Source organism: Eubacterium sp. BIOML-A2 (assembly GCF_009680135.1).
Taxonomy (GTDB): Bacteria; Bacillota; Clostridia; order Lachnospirales; family Lachnospiraceae; genus Faecalicatena; species Faecalicatena contortus_B.
In genome coordinates this window covers 24,009-49,084 of sequence record NZ_WKZK01000024.1, presented here as the reverse complement: position 1 = coordinate 49,084, position 25,076 = coordinate 24,009, and the positions used below count along the sequence as shown (strand labels likewise).

General features: G+C 47.0%; 17 protein-coding genes. All 17 read right to left on the bottom strand.

Going from position 1 to position 25,076, the window contains the following annotated elements:
• Nucleotides 1-185: 185 nt before the first annotated feature.
• The 17 genes from GKG43_RS10480 to GKG43_RS10400 all read right to left on the bottom strand — a co-directional run bounded on the left by GKG43_RS10480 (nucleotide 186) and on the right by GKG43_RS10400 (nucleotide 25,041).
• Nucleotides 186-1,238 carry an Rpn family recombination-promoting nuclease/putative transposase gene (locus tag GKG43_RS10480; protein ID WP_243125846.1) on the bottom strand — a complete coding sequence of 351 codons (1,053 nt, stop codon included), beginning with the start codon at nucleotides 1,236-1,238 and terminating at the stop codon, nucleotides 186-188.
• 1,113 nt (nucleotides 1,239-2,351) lie between these two features.
• The gene (locus tag GKG43_RS10475) at nucleotides 2,352-4,340 is read right to left on the bottom strand and encodes a TIM-barrel domain-containing protein (protein WP_129879080.1); all 1,989 of its coding nucleotides are present in this window, start codon (nucleotides 4,338-4,340) and stop codon (nucleotides 2,352-2,354) included.
• Between the two features lie 70 nt (nucleotides 4,341-4,410).
• The gene (locus tag GKG43_RS10470; RefSeq protein WP_050640216.1) at nucleotides 4,411-5,211 is read right to left on the bottom strand and encodes a response regulator; all 801 of its coding nucleotides are present in this window, start codon (nucleotides 5,209-5,211) and stop codon (nucleotides 4,411-4,413) included.
• 16 nt (nucleotides 5,212-5,227) lie between these two features.
• Complete coding sequence (locus tag GKG43_RS10465) at nucleotides 5,228-6,895, bottom strand: histidine kinase (protein WP_055154124.1); 1,668 nt, start codon at nucleotides 6,893-6,895, stop codon at nucleotides 5,228-5,230.
• 68 nt (nucleotides 6,896-6,963) lie between these two features.
• Nucleotides 6,964-8,253 carry a hypothetical protein gene (locus GKG43_RS10460; protein WP_055154122.1) on the bottom strand — a complete coding sequence of 430 codons (1,290 nt, stop codon included), beginning with the start codon at nucleotides 8,251-8,253 and terminating at the stop codon, nucleotides 6,964-6,966.
• Nucleotides 8,254-9,081, bottom strand: a complete 828-nt coding sequence (locus tag GKG43_RS10455; protein ID WP_055154120.1) for a carbohydrate ABC transporter permease — start codon at nucleotides 9,079-9,081, stop codon at nucleotides 8,254-8,256. It lies immediately after the preceding gene.
• The gene (locus GKG43_RS10450) at nucleotides 9,081-9,989 is read right to left on the bottom strand and encodes a sugar ABC transporter permease (RefSeq protein ID WP_050640220.1); all 909 of its coding nucleotides are present in this window, start codon (nucleotides 9,987-9,989) and stop codon (nucleotides 9,081-9,083) included. Before GKG43_RS10450 ends, GKG43_RS10455 begins: the two co-directional genes overlap by 1 nt.
• On the bottom strand, nucleotides 9,986-11,263 hold the full coding sequence (locus GKG43_RS10445) for an ABC transporter substrate-binding protein (protein WP_050640221.1): 1,278 nt from the start codon (nucleotides 11,261-11,263) through the stop codon (nucleotides 9,986-9,988). Before GKG43_RS10445 ends, GKG43_RS10450 begins: the two co-directional genes overlap by 4 nt.
• Before the next feature lie 347 nt (nucleotides 11,264-11,610).
• Nucleotides 11,611-13,791 carry a YhgE/Pip domain-containing protein gene (locus GKG43_RS10440; protein ID WP_055154118.1) on the bottom strand — a complete coding sequence of 727 codons (2,181 nt, stop codon included), beginning with the start codon at nucleotides 13,789-13,791 and terminating at the stop codon, nucleotides 11,611-11,613.
• Nucleotides 13,791-16,322 carry a YhgE/Pip family protein gene (locus tag GKG43_RS10435; protein WP_055154116.1) on the bottom strand — a complete coding sequence of 844 codons (2,532 nt, stop codon included), beginning with the start codon at nucleotides 16,320-16,322 and terminating at the stop codon, nucleotides 13,791-13,793. Before GKG43_RS10435 ends, GKG43_RS10440 begins: the two co-directional genes overlap by 1 nt.
• Nucleotides 16,323-16,643: 321 nt before the next feature.
• Nucleotides 16,644-16,931 (bottom strand): hypothetical protein, encoded by a 288-nt coding sequence (locus GKG43_RS10430; RefSeq protein ID WP_055154114.1) that lies wholly within the window; start codon nucleotides 16,929-16,931, stop codon nucleotides 16,644-16,646.
• A gap of 7 nt (nucleotides 16,932-16,938) precedes the next feature.
• Nucleotides 16,939-17,505 (bottom strand): hypothetical protein, encoded by a 567-nt coding sequence (locus GKG43_RS10425; protein WP_055154112.1) that lies wholly within the window; start codon nucleotides 17,503-17,505, stop codon nucleotides 16,939-16,941.
• A gap of 15 nt (nucleotides 17,506-17,520) precedes the next feature.
• A complete protein-coding gene (locus tag GKG43_RS10420; RefSeq protein ID WP_055154110.1) occupies nucleotides 17,521-18,054 on the bottom strand; it encodes a hypothetical protein in 534 nt (177 codons plus the stop codon).
• Nucleotides 18,055-18,217: 163 nt separating this feature from the next.
• A complete protein-coding gene (locus tag GKG43_RS10415) occupies nucleotides 18,218-18,820 on the bottom strand; it encodes a hypothetical protein (RefSeq protein ID WP_055154108.1) in 603 nt (200 codons plus the stop codon).
• A 58-nt stretch (nucleotides 18,821-18,878) separates the two neighbouring features.
• On the bottom strand, nucleotides 18,879-19,415 hold the full coding sequence (locus GKG43_RS10410; RefSeq protein WP_055154106.1) for a hypothetical protein: 537 nt from the start codon (nucleotides 19,413-19,415) through the stop codon (nucleotides 18,879-18,881).
• Nucleotides 19,415-19,942 (bottom strand): hypothetical protein, encoded by a 528-nt coding sequence (locus tag GKG43_RS10405; protein ID WP_055154104.1) that lies wholly within the window; start codon nucleotides 19,940-19,942, stop codon nucleotides 19,415-19,417. The genes GKG43_RS10410 and GKG43_RS10405 overlap by 1 nt, the downstream gene beginning before the upstream one ends.
• Nucleotides 19,939-25,041, bottom strand: a complete 5,103-nt coding sequence (locus GKG43_RS10400; protein ID WP_055154102.1) for an SdrD B-like domain-containing protein — start codon at nucleotides 25,039-25,041, stop codon at nucleotides 19,939-19,941. Before GKG43_RS10400 ends, GKG43_RS10405 begins: the two co-directional genes overlap by 4 nt.
• Between the last annotated feature and the right edge of the window lie 35 nt (nucleotides 25,042-25,076).

Below are 25,076 nucleotides of genomic sequence, written 5' to 3'. Positions count from 1 at the left end.
GTGAGAATGACTTTTCGAGAGTGCAGACGCAAGAACGTAGGCGTAGTGGGGCTATGCTGAGGCTTTTGCGCCTGTGCTATCGGAAAATCAGGCCAGCAAAACAGCAAGGTATTTAGATTGTCTTATACTAGTAAAAGAGACCTGCGTCCGGTCTCTTTTACTAGTCCTGTTATATACTTTACAGATCATTTACCATCCCGCTGCAAATCTGCCACCAAACGCTTTAATGCTTCAACTTCTTTCTCTGCTTCTGCCGCTCTTTTTTCTGCCTGCGTCTTTTCCCTTTTGGCCTGTTCTTTTTCCCTGGCAGCTTCTTCTTTTTCCCTGGCAGCCTCTTCTACTTCTTTTTTAATCTCCTCCAGCTCTTTCCTTGCTTTCTCGGCCTCTTTTTTCATGGCATCCAGCTGTTCCTGCTGTTCTTCAATCATATACTGCACTGTGTTTCTGTCAAGCTCAAGAAGTTCTTCTGAAAACATATCCATCACCCCTTCGATATTGCGGCACATCTCATACACTTCTTCGTATATTTCTTTAAATGCCGGATATTTCTCTATGAGTTCTAAAATCCGATCCGGGCTGTCCTCGCTAAAAAATGTAAGCCAGGCATCCAGTTCGTTATCTATAGTTTTATTGTGATTGTTTTCTTTATAAATGTCAAGTGGAATCAAAACATACTCCTGCAGCATATTCAGCTCCAGGCCGGTATTAAATACTTGTTTGGAATAATGGATATACTTATCCACTGTATGAAATTCAGATGTGCTTTTTTCGAAAAATACGATGGTATAGACCGTTTTTATATCTTGATAAGTAAACTTTTTATTCCTTCGACTCTTCACTCTTTTGTACTGCCGGAGCAGTGAATCCGCGGAATAACATGCGCAGCGTTGTCCAGGGAATGCATACCCTATCTTTTGTATTTCTACGTTGGCCAGGCTTCCGTCATCCAGTTCCACTATGATATCAGTAATTAACAGTGTGTTTTCATCTGCTATACTAACAGAATCATTTGGAAGTATCTGCCGTATTATCACTTTTCGTTTCAACAGCAGGGTCAACAGAGATTCCAGCCTGTCCGGGTGCACTTCAGGACTCATTATCTCTTTGAAAAAGGAATCATAAATCATTTTAATTCCTCTCGCGCCGGTACAAAAATATAAAAATTCTTCCTTCTTTTCCTGGCTCCAGAGTTCAAACTGTCTCAGGCAGTCCGGATGCATGCAAATATCTTTTAACACCTCCTTTCGTGTCCTGATTTGTGGAAAATACTCTTGTAGTCTTTGTGCATAGGCACTCTCCCTTCTTTTGTTTTTTAATCATTCACGGAAACTGTTTCGAATCTGAAACGCCGAAATGAGAAGTCTTGCGGCTGTGAAATGGCTGAAACGCCTGCCGCTTTTGATAACATCAGAATAACACGTGTTTGACCAGAATGCAAGAAACAAAATCGGGATTTAGTCGGCTAGCTTTAGACTTGTCGACGGATGGGGACGCTTCATGACAGGGAGGCCGGGAAGGCGCTGGGGCTGTATATGCCGTTGCGATATGCACCCGTGCTGCTAAGTGTTTCTAGAACAGCCGCTGCCGGATAGGCGGGTACGCTGAACACATCACGGGAAATCTGATGATTTCCCGCGCTGGGTTCAGCAACAACTTGATTTGGAGATCAAGTTGTTCCCCGCCTAGCCGGCAGCGGCTGTTCAAGAAACACTAAGCGCACTCCAGCATTTCGCAACGGCATATACAGCCCCAGCGCCTCCCCGGCCTCCCTGTCATAAAGCTGGCTCATCCAATCGGCAGGAAAGCTCGCCAACCGGGTGGGATCCTCGGCCAGGGCAACGGATGTGGATTGGCTATGCGTATCTTTTCATCTTCAAGGTGTATATTAACTGTAAGCCGTATCCCCTTGCTTATGTACACCTACTGGGGACAAAAAAGTCCCGCCAATTCTATATCCATACGCTGCCCTCGTTTGAGGCCCCACCTTAGGAACGTGTCCTTTTCCTGCCGGCCGGATGAACCAGCTCCATGAAGGGATCGCCAAAAACCTCCCGGAGAACATCCATGTCCTTTCAAAAACGCTCAAAGCGGACCTTAGAAATTCTTGGTGGGAAACAGCCCTGAAAATGGAGAGATTTTTGGATTCCGAATCCAAAAATCAGCTGACCCAGCGCGAGAAATCATCGGATTTCTCGTGATGTGTCAGTGGTGCTCCATTTTCAGGGCTGTTTCCCGCCTAGAATTTCTTAGGTCCGCGGCCGCGTTTTTGAAAGGATATGGATGTTCTCCGGGAGGCTTTCGGCTATCCCTTTATGGAGCGTCCCCATCCGCGCCGAGGCTAAAGCTCGTCGCTAAATCCCGATTCTGATGAAAACAGGAATTTCATTCAAAGGAGCATTGACTTTTATCATCTGCCCCCCCTGATATGTTTCCCCACTCCAGGCATGTTCCCATCTGCATCCTGCTGGCAGATACAGCTCTCTCTGCCGCGCCGCTTCATAAAGCACAGGTGCAACCAACAGCCGGCTGCCAAACATATAGGCATCTTCCACGCTCCACGCCTTTTTATCCTCCGGAAACTCATAGAACAGAGGACGCATAACCGGCGTTCCTTTATCGTGTGCTTCCTGCATAAGTTTTTTCAGATATGGCTTCATGTTTTCCCGGTACTGCAGATATTTTTTCAGAATCTCATACACCTCTTCCCCATAAGACCAGACTTCATTGTCAGCACCGGATACACAAGCACCGCCTCCAATTTCCGCCATCGGTTCTTTGTGCGGCTCTCTGTCGCCGTGCAGTCTCATTACCGGACAGAAGGTACCGTATTGAAACCACCTTACAAACAGCTCACGGAACCGTTCATCATCAGGATTTCCCCCATGGAATCCGCCAATGTCCGTGGTCCACCATGGAATGCCTGCAATTCCCATATTCAGGCCTGCCGTGAGCTGATTTCTCATGCTTTCATAACTGGAATGGATATCCCCGGACCATACAAGCGCACCATAGCGCTGTGATCCGGCCCAGGCACACCTCAGTAGGTTTACAATCTTTTCCTGGCCCGCGGCCTGCATGCCTTCAAAAAATGTTTTCGCGTACATCACCGGATAAATATTTCCGACCTGGATATTCGGCCCAAGACTGTAACGGTACTGTTCAAAGTCGTAAACTGTATATTCCGGTTCCGCTTCATCCAGCCAGAAGATACGTATTCCTTTGTCATAATAGTTCTGCTTGATTTTTTCCCAGACATACTTCCGCGCGCCCGGATTCGTGGTGTCAAAATGCAGGGTATTCCCCTGAAAGTCCATGGCGATCTGGATTCCGCGCTCTGTATGGATCAAAAAGCCATTTTCCTTCATCTCCTCAAAATTTTCACTCCGGTAATCCACCTGCGGCCATACAGATACCATCAGCTCAATGCCCATGGATTCCAGTTCCTGTATCATAGCGTCAGGATCCGGCCAATACTCCTCATCAAACCGGTAATCCCCCTGATACGGCCAGTGGAAATAGTCTGCCACAATCACGGATATGGGCAGATTCCGCCGTTTGTATTCCCGTGCCACCTCAAGCAGTTCTTCCTGGGTGCGGTAGCGCAGCTTGCTCTGCCAGAATCCCAAGCCATACTCCGGCATCTGCGGAACCGTGCCGGTCACGGATGCATAATTCTCTTCTATCTCTGCCGGTGTATCTCCTGCTGTGATCCAGTAATCTATCTTCTTTGAGGATTCCGCCTCCCATGTTGTCTTATTTCTGCCAAAAACAACCCGCCCCACTGCCGGATTATTCCACAAAAAGCCATACCCCAGAGAGGAGATCAGAAACGGGACGCTCGCCTGTGAATTGCGGTGCGCCAGCTCCAGGTCTGTTCCCTTCAGGTTCAGACAGGACTGCTGATACTGCCCCATTCCGTAGATTTTTTCCTCCGGGTCCAGGGACTCAAAACTTACAATCAGCTTATAATCACTGCCCTGCAACGGCTTATATGCCCTTCCTTCAATTTCGAGTGCACTGCATTTTGAATCATATATATCTTTTCGGTTCCGCACATATTCTTCCATGAGAAGCTTGCCCTCACTGTTATAAAACCGCATTTTCCCCGCATAATTAATTGAGGCTGTGATCTTACCATTCTTTATGACTCCCTCCGTGTCTGATATCTCTACTTCCCCGCAGGGCGTTTCTCTCTTCAAAAGCGCCCAGTCTTCTTGGGGCATCGCAAATAATCTGGTGGCGCGGACTCTCAGAGAATCTTTTCCCCAGGCTTCTACACGTACGGTCTCTGAATCATACCGAAATTCAAGAGCGCCGTCCACACACTTTAATCTTTCCATCCTGTTCCTCCTCAATACTTTTTAACGGTCCAATATTTGTAATAGTTCAGGCAAGCCTGAACTGCTGCTACTATTTCTCCTGACTTTCGCAGTGAAATACCGTCTCCACATGCTGTTCCCTGTACTTCTTCGGAGACACGCCCATCACTTCCCGAAAAATATTACAAAAATATTTATCATTATCATATCCGGTTGCCGCAGCAATCTCATAAACTTTTAAATCTGTTTTCTGCAGTAAAACACAGGCATGTTCAATTTTTACTTTTTTGACAAAGGACATAAATGTAATTTTCATCTCATCATGAAAAATCCGGCTTAAATACTCCGGCGATACACGCAGGTTTTCCGCCGCATCACTCAGCCGGCACCTTACGCTGATGTTCTGCCTTACATAGTTCACTGCATTGCGCACCATAGATTTTTTTGTATCAATATCCGTAAGTAATTCGTCTACAGCCGCAACTTTTACTGTCTGTTTTACTTCCTCAGGCACAGAATAACCGCCCAGGTTTGTATATGCCTTATTCAGCGCACGTTCAATATCCCCATAAGAAACCGGCTTTAATATATAACCTTTAATCCCCAGTTCGATTGCTTCCTGTGCATAATGAAATTCACCATACCCGCTGATAATCACATAGTTTACCTGCAGTTTTTTAGGCTGAAGGCTGCGGATCATATCCAACCCGGACAGCCCGGGCATCTTAATATCAACAAAGGCCAGATCGGGCAGCTGCTTCAGGATCAGCTCTCTGCCCTCATTTCCGTTATCCGCCTCACCCACCACCTGAACCCCCGGGTCCACCTGCCTCAGAAGGCGGACAATCAGCTGCCTGGCTTTGTCTTCATCTTCAATTACTAACACTCTCATATATTCCCCCCTGCCCTTATAATGCCGGAAGCTTTAACATGACGGTCGTACCTCTGCCGCCTGTACTCTCGATGTAAAAAGCAAAAGCCTCCCCATAATACAGTCTCATGCGGTAACAAGTATTCGCCATACCCAGCCCCAGATTTTCAGGATTGTTTTCCAGGGCAATACCTTCCCGTATTTTCCTAAGAAGATCTTCCTCTATTCCATTCCCGTTATCTGCAATTATAATCATCAGTCCCGAATCCTCTTCCTTTGAACAGATAACGGTAATAAGTCCTCCCTTGCTCCTGCTGTCAAAGCCATGAATAATGGCATTTTCCACAAAGGGCTGCAGCAGAAGCTTGCGTATCTTTTTATCTTCGATCTCCGGATTCACATCAATCTCAAAATCAAAACGCCCGTTAAAACGGCTTCTCTGCAGAAATAAATACTGTTCCAGCCAGGCAATCTCCTGGCTGACTGTCACAAGTTCATATCGATTTTCAGTCATGTAGCGCAGTACATTGGCAAACACCTTCAGCAGATCACTGGTCTCATAATCTTCGTGCTCTATCGCAGTGTAATTAATAGAATTCAGCGTATTGTAGATAAAATGTGAATTAATCTCCAGCTCCAGCGCCTTTATCTCCGCATCCTTCTGTTTCTTCAGCCCTTTCAGTTTTTCGTCATTTTGCTCCTGGATTTTCTTTTTCTGAAGGACAATCTGATCTACCATTTTGTTATAACCAGCAAACAGTGAATTCAGTTCTCCATTGTCGGCGGATGGCAGCGAGGTATATTCGCCCCTCTTACGTATCCTGGACATCGCTCCTTCCAGAAGGCTCAGCGTCTTCATCCTGCGGCGGATAAAGATATTTACCAGCACAATGGTCAGGAGAAATAATAACAATACAATTGAAAAAGCTGCAAATGTAGATACTCTGATATCTTTTTTTATTTTTTCCGTATCCACGGCATAAGCAAGATGCCAGTTCGTCCATTTCACTTCATCCTGATGCGTCTTATCTACTTTCAGATTGTCTATAAGCTCCAGGCTTTTGTTATCTGCAAACAGGCTGCCGCCTGCCGTCTGAAGTATGTAAGAGGTGTATCCGCCTTCTGAACTTTCCAGAATGGATTCTATTGTTTCCGGATACATCAGCATTACGAGGCTTCCGTAGCATTCTTTCGTCTTATAATTATATATTTTCTGGGACAGCCCAAGGCACACCTTATTGTGATATTCCAGCTTGGCCGTCACCAGTTCCTGGCTCTCCATCCCTTTATTTCCCAGCTGTATCAGATCCTCATAAAGCAGCTTATTATTCTGGGTAACAATGGTCTGCTGGCTAGCCGGAAGGCGGATGACCAGGTATCCGGATCCGTCTTTTCTCATGAGAAACATTAACGCCACTTCATTATTGGTAGGGGTGGAATAGCCTTCTAAAAGAGAAAAGATCCGGTTGCTGTTGCTTTTTACCTCCATGGAGACATCCTTTATTTCCTCCCAAATCTGTCCGTCAATAACTGCTTTATAATACGGTTCCATGTAGCGCTGCATATAATTGGACAGGTGTTCCGATTTATCTATCATATTCTCAGATGCCGCCAGCGTCGTGTGCTGTATCATATCCTGTCCATGGTAGATATTAAGCGCCAGCAATATCATCATCACCGGTAAAAATGTAAATACCGCAAGCAATATCTGTATCTGAGTGCTTAATTGTGCTGCCCTGTACCTTTTTAATAGTCTTTGAGCTGTTGTGATAACTATGCATACCCTTTCTCTGCGATATATTTTGCGGTATGAATCCACCTTTCGATACGCTCCGGCTCGTGCTGCACCGTTACTGTATCCTTCAGAATCATCTCCACAACACAGCCGCCGGCTATTTCCATCGTCCTTTTAATATCGCGTCCTGCTTCTTCTTCGTCAAATCTCCGGGTTACCACTGTTGGAGCTGGTTTCCAGGAGTATACATATTGGTCCAAAAGTGCAATCGCCGCTGCTTCTCTGTCTGTCCACGGATTTACCGACACACGTCTTAAATTTTTAATACACTTTTTTATTATATCAAATTTATCCGTCATAGGCTCGCAGCATCCGTAACAACTCCATCCAAATTTTTCCAGTAAGGGCTGATGATAAGCTGTAGCAAATTCTTCGTACATGTCCGGGGATACTCCGGCAAGTTCCTGGGCATCCGAAAATCCCCAGCTGTTCTGATATAAGGCTCTGTCTGAACCCGGTCCGTGAATATAGCCGATACCGCCTGATCCGATATAATCATTTCCTGTATTCGTCTTCATGAGACAAGGCTCCATCACTTGAAGAAGCTCCAGTGTGGAATCCCTCATAAATCCCAGAACTTCATGGAGCCATTCGGGCTGGTCGTACAAATCATAAAAAATCTGTTCTGTGCCCCGCATCTCAATAAACTGCCTCAAAAGGCTTGTATCCGGCGCCATATATCCATAGGAACGTACTTCTATTAAATCTCCGATTACTTCCCGGATCAGGCAGAGGTTCCTCTCCGATTCTTCTTTATAGAAAATAAACTCCTGTTTGGAAAGTTTCCGTATATCTTCTTCATTTTCCAGCAATATTTTGTTTTGATGTATCCCCTCCCCAGAGTCTTTCATATCCATATGAATAAAGGAAGCGCCGCCTTTTATGAAAGGTGTAATCTCATATACGAGCGGCACTTCGATCACCGGTTCTATTACAAAGTCGTCGTCAAAATGTTCAAATCTGTAGCAAAGACGGCGCATGGCCCATTCATAAGCCCGGTAGAATTCCTCCCTGCATACCATCTTATCCCATGGCAGTATCTCAAGCCAGGCCCCCTCCGGGAACACAAGCACCATGGGCCTGATTCTCTGCAGGCTGTTATGTGCATACCACAATTTCTTCTTCTCTTCCTGTTTATGATCCTGGGCATAATGTTGTACCTTGGCAGCAAGCTCCCGAAGTACATTTTTCTCGTTTTCATTCAATCCTGATTTCGGCGGATCTGTATAGATGATCCTGGGATCAATATATTCTATCACTTTTTTCACCTACTCCTTAACTGCTCCTGCTGTCAGCCCTGATACGATATACTTCTGCATAAAAATAAAGATAATCACGATCGGTATAATCAGGCAGACTCCGAATGCAAGAATACTGTTCCATTGTGTCCCGTATTTTGTCTGGAAATTATTAATCATAGTCGTCATCGGCCAGAGTGAGGAATCCGAAATAAAGGCCATAGAATATACCAGGTCATTCCATGCAAAAATAAAAGAAAAGATAGCGGCCGTAGCAAGACCTGGACGTGAAACAGGCACCATAATCCTCACAAATGCGCCTAACATCGTACATCCGTCCACTCTTGCCGCCTCCTCTACCGATTTGGGCAGGGATGCAAAAAAAGGCCGCATCAGAATTACAATAAACGGGATCGATAAGGTAGCCGTGGATAGAATCGGGGCAATCCTGGTATTAATGATGTGCATTTTGGTATACAGTAAGAATAACGGAGTCAGCAGTAAGGCCGGCGGCAACATCTGCGTTACAAGAAATCCAAGAATCATCGGCTTTCCCGCCTTTGATTTAAACCGGGCCAGCCCGTAAGCTGCCGGTATTGCCAATACAAGTGCTATCAGCATAGAAAATACTGCTATTACCAGACTGTTTCTCAATGCCGGAAACAAGTTGCTTTCAAACTGGTCTATGTATGCCTGGACTGTCGGGGCTTCCGGTAAAAAAGTCGGAGGGAACCTGAAAATTTCCACATCCTTTTTAAAAGAACACATCACCATCCATATGACAGGCGACAGGAATAGAAGTACAAGCAGAACTGCTCCTGCATTGATCCCTATATTTTTTATTTTGCCATTCTTCATTACTCAATCACCTCGTCATCGTTGACAAATCTCAGGTAAATGACTCCCATAATAAATAATAAAATAAACATAAAATTAGCTACTACCGATGCCTGGCTGAAATTATACTCTCTGAATCCAAGCTTATACGCATAGGTTGAAAGCATTTCTGTTGCATTAACAGGACCGCCGCCCGTCATAACCTGTACCAGATCAAATACCTTAAATGTATAAATCACGCCTAAAATAAGAATTGAATACATTGTTGGCTTCAGCATGGGGAGCGTAATATGTAAAAATCTCTGAACTCTTCCTGCCCCGTCGATTGCCGCACTTTCCAGCACATTGTCCGGTATGTTCGCCAGCCCGGTCGATAAAAGCACCATATCAAACGGAATCCCGACCCAGCAGTTAGCGGCTATAATGCACCATATCGCGGTTCTGCTGTTTGTCAGCCATTCAATCGGACTATCGATTACTCCGATCTGCTGCAGAATAAAATTTAATATCCCACTGTCTGTCTGAAAGATAAACTTAAATAAAATCCCTGTCACTGTCATTGGAATCAGCCAGCTGATCAGCATAAGGCTTTTGGAAAGCTTTGCCATGCAAAACTTTCTAGAAAGCAGCATGGCAAAAGCAAATCCGATCACAAATTGGATAACAGTACAAACGACAGTGAACAATACGGTATTATATGCAGCCGTCCAGACAACGCCCTTTCCCAGAAGCTCTTTGACAGTATCAAGCCCCACAAACTGGTGGTTCAGGAAGTTTCTGGTGGACATATTTCTGAACATCAGATAGAAGTTGTAAATTATCGGATAAACCGCTACAATCCCCATATAAATACAGGCTGGTCCTGCAAAGCAGAGCAGATACCTTGTATTTTTAGTTATAATTGTCCGTTTCCCTGTTCCTTTTTTCATTTTTTCACCAATCCGTCAATGGTTGTCTGTGCATCCTTGCAGGCATTTTCGGCCGTTTTCTGTCCTGTCATCGTCTCCTGTAAGGCAGTATAAATTGCGGTTGAAATCTCCGGCCAGCTTACATCCGGCCCCAGTACTGCCGCATAGTTCAACTGGTCAAAGAATACCTGTAAAACCGGATCTTCTGACCAATCTGTGTATTTATCTACCGCATCTTTTCTCGGCGGCAGCTTACCGACTGCATGATCCCAGTCAGCCAGGGTATCCTTGTCCATCATGAATTCCATAACCGGCCAAATCTTCTCAAGATCAGCTCCCTTGACTACAGAAAATCCTTCTCCGCCCAGGGCTGAAGCCTGTTCCTTGTCAATAGGAATCGGCGCACATTTCCAATTTTTGTCCGGTACATTTCCTTCCAAAGTCGGCACCTGCCATGGCCCGTTAATCATCATGGCTGCATTTCCCTGCATAAACTGCTGGCAGACATCTGCCTGTGACCAGTTAATCACTTCTGAACTCATCGCCCCTGCATCGATCATATCCTTTAAGAACTGCATGGAAGATACTGCATCTGCACTTCCCATAGAGTACATATCTGCTCCGCTGGAATATAAAAACGGGAAGTACTGGAAGGTTCCTTCATCGTTATTTACAAGCGAGAGTGCAAAACCATACTGGCTTTCCTGGGTCAGCTTCTGCGCCGCTGCTGCCAGTTCATCCCAGGTTTTTGGGACTTCTACTCCTGCCTCCTTTAACTGATCCTCATCATAGTACAATGCCAGACAGTTTGAATTATAAGGCAGTCCGTAGAGCTTTCCGTCAATTGTCGTTGTGTTTAAGGATGTCTCGTAGAAGTTCTCCTTCTGCCCCCATGCATCCACCTGCTCCGTGATATCCTGCAGCATTCCCATTTCCACATAGCTCGCAGTATCGCAGTTATTAATCATCGTCAGATCAGGCAGTTCGCCGGAAACCATTCCCAGAGTATACTGTTTGTTCAAGTCAGCATATGGATATTGGACAATCTTAAAACGGTAGCCATTTTCTTCGCCCCATTTGTTCATAATATCCGAGAAATATTCATGTTCCAGGTCTTCAAAATACTCCCAGATTTCCACTTCAACAATGTCACCGCTGCTTTTCGCTTCCGTCCTCTTGGTATCCTGGGCGCTCTCCCCCTCCTTGGAAGAGCTGTCAGCCGAACCTTTCCCGCACCCGGCTATCAAAGACAACGTCATCATTGCTACAAGAATCATACTTACTACTTTTTTCATATCTTTCGCCTCCTTTTCTTGTATTATATTTCATAAACAATTCTTTTTTTATTATAACATTTTGATAAAAGTGCACTATTTTGTTATTTCTAAAATATATCCGTCTTGTAAAGAGAACAGCAATTCCTAAAGCGGAATGCAAGACCTATTGTAGAAAATAACATCTTAAAAGAAAGCACCTCTTTGTGACAGAATCCTTTTGCCAATGATTCATACACACAAAGAAAGGTGCTTCATATGATTTAAAGTATACAACATTTTAAACACAAAAACTTATATGATCGGGAAGCGGCCGGCATCCGTGCATCCTGCTTCTCTCAGAAGCCCCTCCAGCCGAAATCCCCCGCCTACATAAGCTGCGTCTCCTCAAGTTTCTCTGAGAATGCAGTGTTCAGCTTTATAACAGGCTTTCTCAGCACCAGGCCCAGCATAAGTGATGCCGCCAGGAAGATCACCAGTATCCCCAGTTCTCTCCAATATGTCATCCCATAAGCCCCGCCGATGCACTCACGCATGGCGGTCATACTGTGGGTAAACGGAAGCAGCGGATATACCTTCTGGAAAAATGCCGGCGCCACTTCAATTGGAAACGTCCCGCCTGATCCTGCCACCTGCATAACCAGAAGCACAACGCAGACTGCCTTCCCGATATCTCCGAAGGACACGGTCAGGGTATATATGATATTTACATACACAATGCTGGTAATCCAGCCGGCCAGCAGAAACAGGAACGGATGCTCACACTGAATCTGCAGATAGTAAAGATCTCCCAGGCAGATAAGCCCGCTCTGGAACAGTCCCGCCAGCAGGAATATGAGATACCTCCCCAAATAGACCTGGTAATTCTTTACACGCTTCAGTCCGTTCAGTGATTTTGGAGATACGGTAACCTTTAACATTGCGACCAGTACGATGCCGCCCACCCAGATCGCAAGGGTGGAGTAAAACGGCGCCATGGAAGACCCGTAATTCTCTATTGGATACAGTTTAGTTGTCTCCAGTTCCACCGGAGATGCAAGGAAGGCGCTGATGCTTTCTTTGTCCCCGCCTACGATCTCTTCCAGCGTCTGGAAATCGCCGCTGCTCTGTGCCTGATTCAGCTTCCATACCGTTTCCGTCAGCCGTGAGGCCGCCTTTTCCAGCAGCGAACCGGACGTATCCAGTGTTTCTTTTATCTGTGACAGGTCTGACGAAGCAGAACCGGATAAAGTGTAGATACCATCGGCACTCTCATCCAGCTGTTTCAGAAGCCCGGATATACTGCTCCGGGTATCTCCCAGAGAGGCATAAAGGCCGTCCAGATTCCGTTTCACCTGTTCCTCATACTCACTCTGAACCTTTGACAGGCTCTGTGCACTCTGCTCAAGGAGGGCGTCCAGTTCTTCCTCTGAGGTAAGAGCCTCCTCCGGTTTATTTCGAATCGTCTCCGCCGCTTTGCTCAGCTTATCATAAAGAGACTGCTGGACAGCTATGGATTCATTCAGTTTTCCCACGACACTGCCAACAGCCGGGGCAATTACCGCATGTTCCTCTCCAAGCGACTGCAGGGCATCCCGCAGGTTCGTATAGGATTGTATGATGTTACTGATCTTTTCTGAAAACAGATCCAGAGTGCCTGCGGTTGCAGCCGCATCCGATGACAGGGAATCCAGTCCACCATGAATCGTTTCCCCCATCTGTTGATAAAAACCTGCGCTGTCTGCCAGGGCCTGATTCATGCCTTCTGCTGCGCCAGATATGGCTCCCTGCATATCTGAAAATGAGCTTTCTTTCTCTTTCAGCGCACTCAAACTGCTGTCTGAATGCTCTCTGGACTGTTTTAAAAACCCGGATGTGGTATCCAGCATCTGCTGTGTAGACACCACCATGGAAGAAAATGCCTGGATGGTACCCGCGGCCGCGCTTAAATCGGCGGAAGTCCTTTCCAGGTTCGCTATCAGTGTAGCGGCAATTGATTCTGCGCCCTCCTGTTCTGCCGTATCTGCTACAGCCTGCATGGCCGTAATGGCCGTGTCAGATATGGTTTTAATAAACACTTCCTTTACCTGTGTCTGCACGGCACTGGCTCCCTTGTCCGTGACCTTGGGCGCTATCGCGTTTTCTTTGGCATTGGAATAATAAGTGATCTCAGGGTTCGTAACTGTGCCTGAGAAAAGGCTCATCATATTCCTGCTGAAATCTTCCGGGATCACAATTGCAGCGTAATATTTACCGGACTTCACACCGTCCACTGCTTTGGCGCTGCTTGTAAAGGTCCAGTCCAGCTGTGTATTTTCCCGCAGTGCGGAAAGGACATTCTCTCCCAGATTGAGTGAAACCGGGACCAGATCCCCCTCATACCCTTCATCCACACTTGCTACCGCAACTTTGAGGTTTCCCGTATTCTCATAGGGATCCCAGCTGGCGGCAATGTTAAACCATGCATACAGAGCCGGAACCACAACAATTCCCAGTACAACGATCAGAGCGATGACATTTTTATAGCACCGCTTCACATCCCTTCTGAAGATGCCCCATATATTCTTCATCACTCATCCCTCCCTTTCATTGCGTCCAGAAGCTCTTCCTGGGTCAGTGATCCCAGCTCAATCTGCCGCTGCAGGCGGTCGTGGATGTATTCCTGACAGATCAGATAAACCGCGATTACAATTATTGATACAATCCATAGAACCAGAAAGACAATCTTTGACTCAATGCTGAACATCAGGACTAAAAAGACCGCCGGAAGAATCAGAATCGCTAAAAAGCCATTACGGATCCGTTTCTTATAGCCCGCTTCAAATGCAGCGGCCTTTGCAACCAGTTCTTCCCGCATGGTCTGATCCCGAAGCAGTGTCCTGACTGCCAGGGAGAAGGGCGTCTTCCCCCCCTTTCCGTCTGAAGTTTCGCAGAGCATCAAGTCTGTCTCTCCTAGCTTTCTGTCAAACAGATCATTCAGATTCACCAGCAGCCTTCGCAGCCCAAGCCCGATCAGCAGGGCTGCCGGCAGATACACCGCCAGATGGAGCAGGCTGCCCCAGAAGGCATTTCCATACATGCCTGCAATCGCCTCTCTCATTGCATTGATTCCATAAGTAAAGGGAAGCAGAGGGTGCAGCTTTTGGAAGAACGGCGGCGTCATCTCAATCGGATATGTGCCCGCAGATCCCGGGATCTGCAGAATTACCAGTACGATACAAAGCGCTTTCCCAATATGCTTCAGCGCGCTAGACAGGGCATAGATCAGGTTCACATACACAAAGGAGCAGAACATTCCCGTGAGTACAAAGGCAGCGGGATGGAGGCACTGCACCTTCAAAAGCCACAGGTCCCCCAGACATACGATCAGTCCCTGAATAAGACCGATCACAACAAAAAGAAGCCATCTGCCGAAGTATGCCTCGGATGTGGAAAAGTGCCTGACACCACCGCCTCTGTCAACTTCCATTTTCAGAATCGCAATTAATACAATTCCGCCTACCCAGAGCGCCAGGTTTGTGTAAAAAGGAGTCATGGAAATACCGTAATTCTTTACGCTGTACAGAGTTTCACTTCGAATGTTCACCGGCGATGCCATAAACTCTGCAATGGAGTCCGCGTCCAGCCCCTCCAGTGAAAGAAATTGCTGATAAGCCTCCGAACTCTGCAATGCCTGCAGATCCGTCACGATCCGGTCCATCTGCCCCTTCAAAGAGGTTACAGAATCCCCCGTCCTGCCCAGCGCCTTAGAACTATCCTCTAGGCTTGTGCCAAGCTGGGACAGGATTCCCTTCAACTGATCTGTGGAAGCCGATACGCCAGACAGCGCAGCGGACATTTCTCCGCCCAGGGCAGAAAAAGAATCCATTGACTCGTTCAGCTGGGGCAGAAGCGTCTGGTCAAAGTTATTACGGTAATCCCGCAGCGACTGCCTGCTCTGAGATACCAGCGTTTCCAGCTGCTCCTTGGTGCTTTGCGCGGTGTCCATTGCATTTCCCATACTGGCATTGCTCTGGCTCAATGAGTCCAGAAGAGTTTGAAACTCTTCATTCTGCGCCTGCAGCTCGGCAATCCGTCCGGAAACAGCCTCCTTAAGCGCATCCGGCAGATCCGCACTGATTTCCTCCAGCTTTTCCAGAATACTGCTGTTTGTATCCACCAGATTCTGTACCGAATCAATTCCATCTTTCACTGCCCCGTTCACCGTGTCCGCCTGATTCTTAAGGGAACTCAGGCTGTCGGATGCCGAGCCGTAAATATTGTTAAGCCAGTTCTCCCCGTCCGACAGGCTGCCGGAAAATGCAGAAGAAAATTCCCCAATACTGCCTCGTCCGCTGCTCAGTACAGAAGCAGTATCCGACAATGTGTCCGAACCCGCTGACGCAGCCGATTTCACACTGTCCAGCACTTCCTGCGTATTGCTGATCTGCCCGGAACTATCTCCGACCGTGTCCTGAAAATTCTTCAGCACAGTCTGATACTGCCCCAGATTCTGCTGAATCTCAGACAGCATGGTCATCACTTCCGTATTCATACTGCCCATATCCCCCGAAAGCCGGGTGACAGAGCTCTGGATCAGTTTTGAAATTGTCTCTGCCGCCACAGAGGAAAAAGTATCGTTAATCTCCTGCTGCACGGTGCCTGCCCCTGTGTCTGTGATCTTAGGAGCAATCGCATTCTTCTTTTCATTAATATAGTAATCCAGCCGGGGTTTTACCGGATACCCCGAGATAATGCTCAGAAGCGAACTGCTGAAATCCTCCGGTATCACGATGGCCGCATAGTACTTTCCTGACTTTACCCCTTCCACAGCCTGGGACTCCTCCACGAATGTCCACCCCAGCTGATCATTTTCCCTCAGATTCTCCTCAATACGATCCCCCGCATTCAGAGTAATCAGGTCATTCGCCGCTTCCGTATCATGATTGGCCACAGCCACCTTAATCCCCTGCGTATTGCTGTATGGATCCATATTTGCGGCAATATTAAACCACGCATACAAAGACGGCAGGACACAAACGCCTGCCATCACAATCACGGCGACCCGGTTATGTACAAGACGCCCAAGATCCCTTTTGAATATCCGAAATGCTTTTTTCATAATGAATGCCCTCCTGCATATATCGGGTTAAGTATAACAAAAACAAACCAGGAAAACAACACAAAAATGACGATTGGTCATATTTTTTATTTCGAACCTCTCCAGTACAGTTATTTTGGAAACGCTTTACCAGATCTTCTACCCATTTATCCGCAGTTATTAATTCGAAGGCCTCCTCATACTCCGTCTGAATCTCTTTTGCCTCGTCTTCCTAACGGGTGTAAAATTTACGGAGAAGTTCGATTCGCATGAGCCATACTTCCCCGTTTTTTAACTATCCTATTTCTTTGATATCCTATTTGGGTCCTGTCGTTAAATAAACTATTTTTCAGAAAATTTAACCACGTATGGAACTGCCCCTGCCTTGTATTCCTGGCAATAGTTCCTCAGTTTATCCTGGATGCAGCAGGTAATGTCAGGATAGCTTTCCAACTGGTGTGTTTGTGTTTCTATGTAATTCAGTGTCTCCTTCCACTGCTGTATCGTGTACAGTTGGAGTTCAAAACTGGATAAAATTAAATAACAGTCTTTTTTATGCATCCTCAGATCAGATAAGCAGCGAAGTTGCAGTACAGCCGCCAGTTTATCCAAAAGACATACGTTTTCCATCCTTTATTCAACCTCCGCTTTCTCTCGTATTTTTTCTTCCGGGGAGCAGGATGACCAATAACAAAATAGAGATGACCGCTGGCAGGAGATACAAAAGTAAATTGGAAATATCGCCGGTTTTTATGGGTCTGCTTACAGTCAGACTGCTTCCGGTTGGTCGGACCGGAACGGATGAAGGCGCTGATGGGGTTTCTGTCTTTTTTAAAACTACTTTTTCAATATGCGGATTATTGCTCCCCGATAACACCAAATTAAGCTCTGTTGTTTCATAACCTGTTTTGTACACTTTGCAATGGTAATTTCCATACGGTATGATCGAATCATAAGTTCCCCCATCATGGGTAACCCCCAGCAGCTGATACCCAAGCTGCTCATTGGCCCATATCTCAATACTGGCTCCATCAATTGGTTTATCCTCCTCATCCACCACCCAAAAGTACACATTGGGTTTCGTCAACGTGATAACACCAACATAAACATCTGTTGAAAAATCGTCCGTGTCTGCAAGAACGGAAACCGGAAAACAAAGCGTCAGGAAGGCTAATACCGTCACCAGCCATTTCATCCTTTTCATTTGACTTCCTCCCCGCTATTTTGATACCGTTATAGTCATTTTAATGACGGCCGCTCCAATAGGCTTTTCCTTTGGATCCTGATAGGCCAGAAATCGGGCGGTTGCCGGATAATCTCCCTGTTTCAGCGCCGAGGAGAGGCTTGCTTCCTCAATATAATACCCCGGCTCCAATAAGCCGGATTTGTAAATCTCTTCTCCGGTGTCATCTCGTGTGATACTTACAATATAAGAATAATGGTTTTGCTTAATGTTCTCGATTCTAAGATTTCCGGGGGACTTCCCATCCTCAAATACAGGGTGGGGATTGATGCTCACGTTCATCATTCCTTCCGAAACCACTGTGTTCAGCCGCTGCTGAACTTCTTCCTCACTCATGTTCGGAAGTATCCCCAGCTGTGCATCCCGGTCTTTATAGACCCCGCCTTCCCGGCTGAAATACTGCCAGGCAAAAAAGAAAACGGTTCCAAGGAGAAGCAGCACCAGCAGTATCACGATCAGACGTCCTGTTCTCTTTGTATTTTTACTGGCGGTTTTCTCCTTCTGCTTCATATGTACTCTCCCTTATGTAAAGATTTTGTCCTCATGAAGGTAACGAGCCAAATGTACATGCAGACATATACATTTAGCGGCTGCCTTGGCTCAATATCCCGCGGCTCGCTGCGCTGCAGATTTGATAACCCGCAGCTTTCTGCCAGGTCATTACCTTGTGTTTTTACTGTGCCGCGATGTTCCACTCAATGACAAAGGATTTTGCGGATTTCTCGGGCGCAGAGTAATCTCCGGCGGTTCCACCTGCTTTTACTTCAGCCGCCATATGAGCAACCTCATTCGCCGGCAGGGCAAAATCATTCAGCATGATGGTGGCGTTATTGTCCGGAGCAATGGTGCCAGCCAGCACAGAGTTGAGTTTCAAGGAAAGCTCATGGGCACTCCCCGCAGTGTTATCGATAGTCCATTTGCTGCCATAGGAATTGATGATTTTGGCACCGGTCACCTTGGCGGCCACGTCTCCGTTGTTCACAAAGGTGACACGCTGATCCTTGATGCCCTGGCTCGCATCACCACTCATGGTAATGTCACCGGCAGCGTCCACCATGTAGTTGCCCATCAGCGTGGTGACCTTACTATCAGCGGCAACCACCGCGATCGCAAGGGCTGTTGGTACGGTTACACTGATGTTTGCAGGGGTTGTGTTCGTAACACCTACATATACGTCGGTGTTGCCCCCTGCCGGATTTCCAGCTGCGAATGCTGTGATAGCTGTGCTCATTAACAGTGTGGCAGCCATTACGATTCCTACAATTTTTTTCTTCATAGTTCTTTCTCCTTTTGTTTAAAATTTATTATCATACAGACTTTGCTGTTATGACCGGTTAGTTCTGGATCGTTAAGGTGATATTAATATTCACCACACCGATATCCTTCAGAGTTTGAGGGTCTATGATGGAAAACCTGGCGACCGCCGGGTACGTTCCCTTGGGAAGCTCCTTGTCCAGCTTTGCCTTCTCAATGTTTTGATCCGGCTTGATGCCACCGCTTTGAAAAACGGTCTCCCCTCCGTCCGTAAGTGTGATGCCGACCTTAGTGTAATAATGGTTTGCCTTGATGTTCTCGATATAAAGGTCGCCTTCCGTCTTCCCGTCAGGAAATACCGGGTTTGGGTTGATAGAAGCGTTGAACATCCCCTTTTCAACTACCGTGTCCAGAATCTTCTGCACATCCTCTTTGGTTCTTGCTTTGATGAGTCCGTCCCGTGCCTGCTTATCGAAATAAAAGTCATCGGCGGGACGACCGAAAAACCAATATCCCACGCCCGCAAGTATGAAGAGAATTAAGAGCAGCAGGAAAAAAATCCACCGGTGTTTCTTCTTGGTTTTCTGCGTTTTATCCCCTGTTTTTGCATGTATCATTATTCATCACCTCCTAAAAGCTCTACAGTAACGGCATATTCCACCGTACTTATTTCCTTTCCGTCTTCCAGAATATGAAACAATGCCGTGTAAGGCTGCGCGCCTGACCTTTCAATGCCTGTAAGTCGGTCTTTCTCCACGCTGTCCCCCGGCTTTAGAATATTTGATTTGTACACGGTCTTTCCGCTTTCATCACAGATAAGCTCCAGATAAAGATCGTAAGGATTTTCCGGCACATTGCTAAGATACAGCAGGGCCTCGTCCCAATTTTTTTTCAGTTGTATCTGGCTGTTGATCCGCAGAATCATTCTGCTTGCATCCGCATTCTCCTGCACTTTTTTTTGAATAAACGCAGGGTCTTTCATTTCTGCGCTTGTCTCCGTACGTTCATCTACGACAAAATCTCCTTGTTCTTCCGGACGGCCTGGCAAAAGCGCTGCCGTGACTGCCACCCCCAGCAGCACAGCGGCTGCCGCAGCGAGGATCAGACATTTTTTCCTGTTATTTCTATTTACATGTATGTTCATGGACTCACCTTTTCAGCCCGATAGCGCAGAACAAAACGGTTATCTGCAGGCAGTGTGGAAACAATGCCTGGATCATATGCGCCGCTGAACGTAAACTGTCCCCAGTTGCTGTTGCTGTCAAACCCCGGCAAATCGCCGAGAATCAGGCCCTTTCCATTATTTTGCATGGCTAGCTTTGTGAAATCGGTTTCCGCAATTCCCATAAAAGGGTTGTCTCGCTTGACAGAAGTTACGTTCAGACTGATTTCGTTGTCGGCATAGCCGGCGGATGCAGCTTTTTTTCCTACCAGTTCCAAAACGGGGCTGCTACCCGTATTTTCCTGGTCTGCATTGTTTATAAAAATGCGTGTCTTGTCCCTGCCATAATTGTACACGCTCATCACCGGAGCGATAATTTGATTCTCCTTCCCCTTCACGGCGTAAATCTCTGCCTTCAGCGGAACACTGATCCCGGCCACAGACTCCGGCTCCACATGAACCGTAATTTCTTTTGTAATCGTAACAGTTCCGTCCAGTGCTTCCGGGATGGACAGGGTGATTGTTCCCTGGCCTTCCGCTTTACCTGTCAGCTTCAAACTGTCAGGATCTGCGGTGAAGAAGTTGTTTGCGCTGCTTGCAAGCGCTGGCTTGATCGCGAAAACTGGATCATACATAAGGTAATCCGGCTGGATGGTGTAAGGAATCTTCCTTGTCTCCCCCACCGAGAGGTAGATATCGCTGGGTACGTTCAAAAACCGCTTGTCAGCAAGTCCGGCGTTTTGATATAGGACATCGGTATCGTCCAGCGTGATGGGTTCCGTTACCGCATTGTCTCCCTCCTGTTTAAACACGGACTGTTCATAAGGCAGACCGTCTGGCTTATACGGCTGGCTCAGCAGTTTTCCGGCCGGAACTTGAATCTTCAAGTAATAATCCCCATGATAAGGCACAGTAAACTTGTAGCTTCCGTCCCAAACTGTGGTCTGTGTTTCGACCAGTTTATCTCCAATGGGATCTCCGGTATGAGGATCTGTCCCGGTCTGGTGCAGTTCCACCCTTATTCCCTCTATCCCGCTGTCGCTGATGTCCAATAACGAATTGGCGTTTTTATCACTGAACACTGTACCGGACACCGTATACGGCACCATGGACAGAATGGTCAGGGGCGTATAGGCTACCGGAAACGGGCTGCCATCCATGGAGTAGGTATATACTCCGCTGAAATAATCTTTTATGACTTCCTTATCTCCCTCTTCCTTATGGCCTATTTTCATAGGAATGCTGCTCACGATATCCACGTTTGCCGTAAGAACTTTGGATTTGATTTTTATCATGGTGCAGTTTGCAAGGATATCCGCCGGCGTTTTCATCTCGGCCGCCGCCCTGTCCCGCACTTCCTGCTCTGTGAGGTAATTTGGTGAGGTGTCTTGGCCTCCGTTCAGTTCATTCATGGCATTGTGGTCGTCGCTGTCCGGGTCTTCGGGATGCGGCGATATGTAATAAAATACCGACATTCCCGCATCCGGAGGTACCGGCTGGCCGTTCACCGTGATGTTAACAAAGTCTGTTATGTAGGTGTCAAACTGTGAAGTGTAATGTAATTCGTTACCGTTTTGATCCACATAGGTAATGGAGTGCCCCCGTTTCGGTACATGATAATAGCCGATAAAGTCGCTGCCGTCCTTGCTGCCTATGATACGAGTGGACTGCATAAAGTCCACCTCCCCATGGGGATGCAGCTGTGCCTCCGTCATTTCCGTCCCTGTCTTCGGATCTCTCAGCCATGTGCTGACCGCCCCTGTCGTCATTTTTGAAACCGTCTGTTTATAGCACGGGTAGTCGGGGGGCTCCAGACTTACGATTGAAGCGCCCTTGTCCCCGTCGCCGTCAATGTCATAAGGATCGGCTGCCCGGTTAATACTAATACCGGCGCCGCCGGCGACTGCGCCTGTTTTGGATATCTCCACAGGTGTGAAAGAATCTAGCTCAGGCAGACTTTTAGGGGCTTTCCATCCGCTCACCTCCACCTTTTTTCCGGCCAGGTTTTTAAGCGCATCTTTATCTGAGCGGTATACCATGGGCGTCAGCCGATATGTCCCCGGCTCTGTCTGATGTTTCGCCCGCAGGGTCATGGAAAATTGGTAGTCTTTGAAGTTTTGATTATCGGCAGAGGAATTCTTCACAGGAAAGAGGTTAAATGCTTCGCTTCCTTTACCGATAAAGCGGATGCGCAAAAGACCGTTGCCATAATGCGCCGTATCAGTCGGATCCCTAAAGTAATTCGGCAGCCATTCTTCAATAAATTTATATTTGTTCCCTATTCCTTGAAAGCTTTCCCGGACATAATCGAAGTTTTTGTCGATTTCAAAGGCATAAGTAGGGTTAAATGCCACGTCGTTCAAGTAAAACTTCAGGGTTGTTTTACCGCCCGCAGCAATGGTGGGGGGAGATAACATGAGTTCCGTTCCAGAGTATTTAACGGGACCGAAAGGGATACATATATACCAATACAAACGCCCGATGTCTCCAATGTCATAAGCGCCCGAATACGCCGTACCTGATAAATCCTCATAGGTTACGGACGCAGCATAGCTATGCACCCACGTTGTATACAAACTTGATTCACCTTCTTTTTCATAAGACAAAGTATCGACAGCCCTGCCGCTTGGCAGGATTCCGTCCGTCAGCCTGAAGGTGTCCAATACCATCTCCACAGATGCATTGACGGGCAGATTTGAAAGCTTTATATCAGAAAAGCTTGTCACAAACTCACCTTGCTGTAAATTGAAATTTACTTCCGGGGAAGCTCCATTTGCAAATTCCGATTTCCCTATCGTAATCTCATAAGTATGTCCAAGGGATGTGGTATATCTGATCGTCACATCCGGATAGTCCGCCGGTTTTTCAAATCCCGTCAGCTTCAATGTTACCGGGTTTTGCCCCAGCATTTGATAAAGAAAGAAGGGTTCCGAATCGCTGCCGTTCGCCTTAATATTGGATGTCTGCCCTGTTCTTACGTTTTTCAGCGGCATAAGAGTCGCACCGCCGCTTTCTGCGGACGTATTCGCGATTTGGAACAGACGGGTATCATGGTAGGTATAGTCCATGGCATAATCGAATTTTTCCGACTTCCAATTAACTACAGGAGCTGCAGGTTTCGGCGGCACATAGGTAACGGTGGCGGTGTGGAACTTTTTCCCACTGCGGACACTCGGTTCCACAGTTCCATAATTCACAATTTCGTGGTACACATTAATTTTAGACTGGGTACCGGCAGCCATTGGGGAACCGTCCTCATTGGTGGTCATGAGGTCTGCTTTTAGATTAAAACCCAGTGTACATTTTCCCGTAGCCTGCACCGCAAGCTTCGTCACATACTCGCCGGTATCCAGCGCAGGAACGCTGTAAGATTCCTGCCCTGATACAGTCTGTTGAAACTTCCGGCCCTTGTTGGTAAAAAAAATCAGCTCAGCTTTACCGGATGGTTCAGACGACCAATTCGATATCACAACCGAAGTAAGCTGAATCCCCCAATCCATGGTAAACACAGACTGCCTGGTATAATGGGTAGGATAAACATATTGGGGGGCAAGCACTCTGAACCATGTTCGGGCGTTATCAGCACTGTCTTTCATGTCATTATTAATTACATAATTACCTGCCTGACTATAATCCTTGTTGGCATTGTTATTAGACCAGACGCGTACACTCTGTGTGTCAATATCCAGTCTCAGCACGGATCGGTCATTGAATGAGAGTTCTTGGGGAATTCCATAAATCTTTCCCGTAAACTTCCACGGTTTTCCAAATTGCTGCCTTTCCTTTATACTTGTGGAATTGTTGTACAGGTTAAACCAGTCGCTGAAAATCTTTTGGGTGAGATCAGAACCACCATTGTTAATTCCTGTATAATCCAGTCTCATTCGGAATTCAATTTCTGTTCCGTACTGATACACGTCCCGGTCGTAAAAAATGGTGGTTTTGTCTGCTGAAGCACTGATCTTCTCGCCGGCTGTACCGCCTTCCAATGGCGAGCTGACAAAGGTAACACCCGGAGGCAGGGGGATTTCAAGGTGCATCTTCTGAATATACCGGTCAGACACTTTGTCAGTTCCCATACTTCCATCCTTCAATGGACACTCAATCCAGTAATCCCCTTCCTGAGACAGCCAGTTAGTTCCGTTTCCCCCGCCATCGTTAGCGGTTTCCACATTGGTGAATAGTGCTATCTCCGTAGTTCTCAAATCTTTTGATGTCATTTCATAGGTGATCGGTACCATAAAGCGTGCGGTCTGTTCTAATACGTTGTCCCTATATGCTTTAATCTCAAGCCCGATTCCCCGTATAACACCGTCCGCCCCCACCTTGACTGAATTGGAGAATGCCTCCTCGTTGCCGAGATCGCTATAGCTGTCATTTTTATTTTGTATAGGAAGAAGAAAACTGGTGGCGCTATTTAAATCGAATCCGTCTTTAAAATTTATAATAATACTGTCAATGTCAGGATCATAGCTCGCTGATCGGATCGGATCTGCCACAGCCGGCAGCTTTGTCGGATCCATGCCCGCTTTTTTATAGCCGGTAATGACCAGCTTGGTTTGTTTGCCATCATTTTTCGGCTGGTAATTTATCATCGCATTCTGCCCCGGTTGGTTGGGAGTAAAGGAAATGGCGTCGTCGGGCAGCCTCATTTCCAGCATGCCTTGTCCGGCAGCAAAAGTCCCCGGTAGTTCATTGCCCGAATTCGTATGTTCCGCAGAGGTGTCCCCATCTGTAGGCGCTGGTTCTTCCACGGGCGCGGGTCCAATATCAGGTACCGGATCATCGGCAGGAGCAGCCTCAATAGCGGACGCCGGGGCTTCTCCAGTGTCAGGCACCGGGGCTTGCGCGGGTGCATTCTCATTATCGGGCGCCTCTTCCACAGCAGACTCCCCGTCTGGCCTTGTAACAGGGTCAGGCACTTTCTCCAACACCTCCGCATCTGAATCTCCGTCTAACTCTGCAGCTGCGGTGCTGTCTGTACGATCCGGAGCGGCATACACAGACGGCATGCCTGTTACAAGCAGCACAACCACCAGCATCAATGTTAGATATTTCTTTCTGTGTCTCAAATTTTTCACCTTTTGCATCCCCTATCAATTGCCAGTTATATCAT

Bases quoted from the DNA above. Each gene is read 5' to 3' on its own strand.
- GKG43_RS10470 (WP_050640216.1), bottom strand. From the start codon at position 5,211: ATGAGAGTGTTAGTAATTGAAGATGAAGACAAAGCCAGGCAGCTGATT.
- GKG43_RS10405 (WP_055154104.1), bottom strand. From the start codon at position 19,942: ATGAACATACATGTAAATAGAAATAACAGGAAAAAATGTCTGATCCTC.
- GKG43_RS10425 (WP_055154112.1), bottom strand. From the start codon at position 17,505: ATGAAAAGGATGAAATGGCTGGTGACGGTATTAGCCTTCCTGACGCTT.
- GKG43_RS10445 (WP_050640221.1), bottom strand. From the start codon at position 11,263: ATGAAAAAAGTAGTAAGTATGATTCTTGTAGCAATGATGACGTTGTCT.
- GKG43_RS10415 (WP_055154108.1), bottom strand. From the start codon at position 18,820: ATGAAGAAAAAAATTGTAGGAATCGTAATGGCTGCCACACTGTTAATG.
- GKG43_RS10430 (WP_055154114.1), bottom strand. From the start codon at position 16,931: ATGGAAAACGTATGTCTTTTGGATAAACTGGCGGCTGTACTGCAACTT.
- GKG43_RS10455 (WP_055154120.1), bottom strand. From the start codon at position 9,081: ATGAAGAATGGCAAAATAAAAAATATAGGGATCAATGCAGGAGCAGTT.
- GKG43_RS10420 (WP_055154110.1), bottom strand. From the start codon at position 18,054: ATGAAGCAGAAGGAGAAAACCGCCAGTAAAAATACAAAGAGAACAGGA.
- GKG43_RS10440 (WP_055154118.1), bottom strand. From the start codon at position 13,791: ATGAAGAATATATGGGGCATCTTCAGAAGGGATGTGAAGCGGTGCTAT.
- GKG43_RS10475 (WP_129879080.1), bottom strand. From the start codon at position 4,340: ATGGAAAGATTAAAGTGTGTGGACGGCGCTCTTGAATTTCGGTATGAT.
- GKG43_RS10435 (WP_055154116.1), bottom strand. From the start codon at position 16,322: ATGAAAAAAGCATTTCGGATATTCAAAAGGGATCTTGGGCGTCTTGTA.
- GKG43_RS10410 (WP_055154106.1), bottom strand. From the start codon at position 19,415: ATGATACATGCAAAAACAGGGGATAAAACGCAGAAAACCAAGAAGAAA.
- GKG43_RS10450 (WP_050640220.1), bottom strand. From the start codon at position 9,989: ATGAAAAAAGGAACAGGGAAACGGACAATTATAACTAAAAATACAAGG.